Raw genomic sequence first — 1,164 nt, 5'->3', positions numbered from 1 at the left:
ACATAATATTTCCTAGAAAATATTCTGGCCCTTCTGCTTCTTGTGGTTTGGTATATTCAATTACCTCGGCCACACTCACGTTTGGCAACACCAACTTAGTGCCTTCAACCGGCAAATATACACTCGAAATTAGCTCTGATTCAGACACTCTGAACTTCCTTCATTTTTTAGGCAAATTAAGAAATGCCTGTATTCTTGTAATACGCTGTCATTAACATAGCAAGGTCTTTTGGTGCAGCAATCCGTTGGCATATACGCTTTTCGATCACCGATTTCGGCATCATGTCGCTGACTGCACTATGCTCACTTTGCGCCCAAACTAAACTGCCACGCCTAGCCAAATCTTTTGCTGTATCGGCGCCATCTTCGCCCATGCCACTAAACACGATGACATTAGCTCGATTACCGTAAGTGAAGCTTACTCGACGCAACAGCTCATCAATACTTGGGGTATATTCACCTTGCCAAGCTGAACCCGTTTTAAAACAAACACCATTGGTAAAATCAATGCTTGAGTCCACGGGGACTTTGTAAATCACGCCGGGGGCTAATTCACACATTCCATCAATTGCAACAACAGGCAATTTCGCGTCTCTGCCAATAACATCAGCTAAGGCTTTAGAACCCACTTCATCGAGGTGCTGCGCGTACAAGAAGCTCGCGGGTATATCTTGGGGTAAGGCGTCTAGAAACTCCTTCACAGCTTCAGGCCCCCCTAACGAAGCAGCTAGCACCCATATATCGAAAACCTCATTGCTTTGGTTTGGATGGAGATGCTGAATAAGCTTTTTAATTAAAAAAGAAAACTCCCTTTCCCTCAGCTCATGCTCACGACTAAAAGGCTCCAACCCCAAAATAACCGGAACAGCTAAATCGGCTATGTATTGCGCCAGCTCATCGCTTGCCAAATCAAAAAATGGCTCGTCAACTAACCAGCATGAAATTTGGTTGTAGCGCTCAAGGTCTTCAATTTTCCAGCTTTGCGGTGCGATACTCACCTGCGCAGAAAAACCGTATCGCTCAGCAAAAATACTTAAGTCTTTTCTAAGTAAAGGATCCTCACTAATTATTCCGAGCGAAGCCTGGATCCTCATCATGTACTCTTATGCTGTTACTCTTGTAGCAGCAAGAACTTCTTCAATTTTCTGCAACAGTTCTTGCTCT

At 44.2% G+C, this 1,164-nt stretch carries 1 protein-coding gene; it reads right to left on the bottom strand.

Annotated elements, in window-relative coordinates:
* Nucleotides 1-176: 176 nt before the first annotated feature.
* Complete coding sequence (locus tag A3739_RS24845) at nucleotides 177-1,097, bottom strand: chemotaxis protein CheB (RefSeq protein ID WP_082878570.1); 921 nt, start codon at nucleotides 1,095-1,097, stop codon at nucleotides 177-179.
* Between the last annotated feature and the right edge of the window lie 67 nt (nucleotides 1,098-1,164).

The organism is Oleiphilus sp. HI0067 (genome assembly GCF_001635735.1).
Note: the sequence above shows the minus strand (reverse complement) of the source record. Positions and strands in the feature narration are given on the sequence as shown.

Coding starts and splice junctions, on each gene's coding strand:
- A3739_RS24845 (WP_082878570.1), bottom strand. CDS start 1,097: ATGATGAGGATCCAGGCTTCGCTCGGAATAATTAGTGAGGATCCTTTA.